The following is a 3,172-nucleotide window of genomic DNA, read 5'->3' on the forward strand; positions in this document are numbered from 1 at the left end:
CGGAAAGCGCCGGACAACAACCCAAAGCTCATCAGTTGCTGTAATCATTGGCAGTCCAGTACATCCGACTTCCGGCCAGAAACATTTTTAACGTGTCGCGCATTTATCAGATACACAGTCAACCCTCGCGACCCCAAAAGTTCATACAGCGGAATCCAGTATACCCCCGTCGACTCCATTGCTGCAGTGTCAATTTCACGGGCCTCCAACCAGTCCGCTAAATCATTCAGGTCTGCGGTGAAACGCTTGAACTCCCGTACCGGCTCGTCATCCCTATCCGGTGGTACCGCCACAAAATGGCTCGCAGAACCAATATCAATCCCTGCCGCATTCGGGTGGGTTAACTCCAATTTACTTTGCTTGCGCTTTGCCATGGCATCCTCCATCATCTCTATCGGAATGCCGCACGGGTTCGGGTACGTCGTTTTACTCACTCTTTCAAACGGGATGTCCGTTATCACGGACTCACCAATGTCGCCGACGTGACCCATGACCACGCTAAAAAAACGGGCGGATTAGCACCAATGATGTATCGGTCTTCTCCAGCGCGGCATTCCAACTCTACTCCTCAGACGCTGACGCCGCTTGTTTCTTTTGCGCGTCTTGCCGCCTCTGGCAGTTTACTACACTAAAAAAGGAAGATAAAAATTCAATCGCGGAATTTGGGCGATCCATACGCTTGATTTTGTGTTTGATATAGGCAGATCCGGAAAGCGACCGCCCGAGCTGCGTAATCGATCAGACGCTCCTTTCAAACCAGCCTGAACAGCAGCCATCAGAGCTTGGAGACGGGTAGCATGAATGCCGGGAATTTTTTCTTTCAATAAGTTATACAGCAGATCAATAATCGACATAAGTTTATCCTTCCAGGTTATTATTTTAGAAAGAAATTTTATACTCAGGCCAGCTTGATCTTATTTTTATCCGAATTCCATCCAACAATACCTTGTTTCTTAATGATATTTTGTGGGGATACCTCAGGTACTGATCCTAAATTATCATTGTGATGAGTCTATAGAATTACTGATCATTAGATTCTATTAAGGTAGCTAAAGCTGAGACATCTATCCAGCTATTATTGAGGTTAGGAATAGTTCCTGAGAGGATGGAGGGCAATCTACCTGGCTCTCCCAGATCGGTTAAAACCATTGCTGCACCATTGAAATTTTGTAAATATGTATATTCACTTACTGTGATGATAGTTTTAATACCCGCTGAACGAGAAGATTTTAATCCGTTTTCTGAATCCTCAATTGCGATACATTGTTGAGGTGGTAATCCAAGTTTTTCGAGTACCCAGTAATAAATATCTGGAGCAGGTTTTTTTTGAGGTACGATATCTCCCGCACCGATGGCATCAAACCAACTAAGAGATTCTTCACCCAATGTAAATTTTAATAGAGAGGTTACATTTTCTGGTGTCGTGGTTGTGGCAATGGCTATTTTTATTTCTTTCTCGCGCAATTCATGAATTAATCGTGCAATACCGGGGCGCAAAGGGATGTTCCCTTTTGCTAATAAGTCAAGAAAATATTTAGTCTTGGTTTTATGTAGCTCAGCGATCCAACTAGACAAATCATTCTTGTTTAATGCACTGGGAACATATTTTTCCATGTAATATCGGATACGCTCTTTACCACCGGTAACTTGGAGTAATTTACCGTAAAGCTCGGTATCCCAATTCCAATCAAGTCCAAATTCTTTAAATGCAGCGTTAAAAGCAGGGCGATGGCCATCTCGTTCAGTGTCGGCAAGAGTGCCATCAACATCGAATAGTACAGCAGAAAGTGAAGTATTGTTTTTTTTCATTGATGAGTTGATGTAGTAAAGCTGGCGCGTTGTAGGCGATCAGAAATTGCTAACCAGGCTGAATCGTCAGGAGGAGCTTCTGCCAATAATCGAGAAAAACCTTTCTGATCTAGTTGACGAAGAGTAGCATACAGTTGTTGGCCATATTCGATGGGATCTGCGGGCATTAAGAAATGATGAATATTTTCATTTGAAGCTTGGGAAGAATGGTCGAAGCCAGACCATACGACAAGGGCAATCCATGCCCCCTTTTTACTCAATTCTTGTGCGCGCTGTTGAATTGATTCGGTAGACCAGACTTCGAGAGGTGTTACAGGGGCGTAATGAGAAGTTAGGGTACCCGGAGCGCGTAAAGTTATGTCTTGATTTTTTTTAAAGGCAATTTTTTGTTTTAGTATATCTTCAATCGATGCTATCGGAATACCGCCAGGCCGCAAAAGAATGACTGTTGAATCATAAAAGCTAATAATGGTGCTTTCCAGACCAACTTTGCAAGTCCCTCCATCTAGAATCATACTTACCTCTTGACCAAGTTCTTCATGCACATGATGTGCTGAAGTTGGACTTAATCGACCAAAGCGATTTGCTGAAGGCGCGGCAAGCGCCTTGTCAGGGCCTAGTGCTTTTAATAGCGCGAATGCTATGGGGTGATCGGGAATACGCAAACCAACAGTGTTTTGACCACCTGTTACACTAAGTGGTACGCGTGAGCTTCTGGGCAGAATTAAAGTAAGAGGTCCTGGCCAAAAATGCTCGGCTAATTGCCGAGCTGATTCGGGTACATCTGTTGCCCAGTAATCTAATCGATTCATTTCAGCGAAATGAACGATAAGAGGATGGTTAATAGGACGCCTTTTTATTTCATAAACACGATTTATCGCTGCAGGGTTGGTAATATCAGCCCCAAGTCCATAAACAGTCTCTGTGGGAAAAGCTACGTTTTTACCTGCCTTTAAAAGAGCAACAGCTGCAGTAATTTTATCATTAGGCGCATGTAAGCCTATTCTATCATTCATAAAATTTCTTGCTAGAGTCAACTACAAAACTACAAGTTATATTGCCTAAATACCGAGTATGCTTGGTTTAGAAACATTATTTTAAACTTGATGTGCTTAAGGCTAATTTAGAGCTAATGATAAACATACCATATTCCAAATGATTTTACATAATTCTATCAAATTTAGATATTCACTTTGTGAAATAGTGCATAAGACTAAATTCCGATTGAATAAATTCCAGATCTTGGAGAGGTAATCTATCATTTACTCAACTTATTGAAGTAGTAATAGATTTTATTTTTTATGAAATCCCCTGCTACAAATATGGAAAAATTACTTGACTAAAGTGATTAAGGTGACTAGCC

The 3,172-nt window shown here is 41.9% G+C and carries 3 protein-coding genes and 1 pseudogene; all 4 read right to left on the bottom strand.

What is annotated here, in order from left to right; all coding sequences use genetic code 11:
- Nucleotides 1-47 precede the first annotated feature (47 nt).
- A pseudogene (locus BLP80_RS14630) lies at nucleotides 48-374 on the bottom strand (transposase); the annotation flags it as partial.
- Between the two features lie 249 nt (nucleotides 375-623).
- Nucleotides 624-854 (bottom strand): hypothetical protein, encoded by a 231-nt coding sequence (locus BLP80_RS14635; RefSeq protein ID WP_090544464.1) that lies wholly within the window; start codon nucleotides 852-854, stop codon nucleotides 624-626.
- A 166-nt stretch (nucleotides 855-1,020) separates the two neighbouring features.
- Nucleotides 1,021-1,809: an HAD family hydrolase gene (locus BLP80_RS14640; protein WP_090544466.1), complete on the bottom strand. Its 789-nt coding sequence runs from the start codon at nucleotides 1,807-1,809 to the stop codon at nucleotides 1,021-1,023.
- A complete protein-coding gene (locus BLP80_RS14645) occupies nucleotides 1,806-2,825 on the bottom strand; it encodes an L-threonylcarbamoyladenylate synthase (RefSeq protein WP_090544468.1) in 1,020 nt (339 codons plus the stop codon). Before BLP80_RS14645 ends, BLP80_RS14640 begins: the two co-directional genes overlap by 4 nt.
- Nucleotides 2,826-3,172 lie beyond the last annotated feature (347 nt).

The sequence above is a fragment of the Nitrosomonas sp. Nm132 genome (genome assembly GCF_900100485.1).
Classification (GTDB): Bacteria; Pseudomonadota; Gammaproteobacteria; order Burkholderiales; family Nitrosomonadaceae; genus Nitrosomonas.

Excerpts from the sequence above, each read along its gene's own strand:
- BLP80_RS14635 (WP_090544464.1), bottom strand. The coding sequence starts at position 854 with ATGTCGATTATTGATCTGCTGTATAACTTATTGAAAGAAAAAATTCCC.
- BLP80_RS14640 (WP_090544466.1), bottom strand. The coding sequence starts at position 1,809 with ATGAAAAAAAACAATACTTCACTTTCTGCTGTACTATTCGATGTTGAT.
- BLP80_RS14645 (WP_090544468.1), bottom strand. The coding sequence starts at position 2,825 with ATGAATGATAGAATAGGCTTACATGCGCCTAATGATAAAATTACTGCA.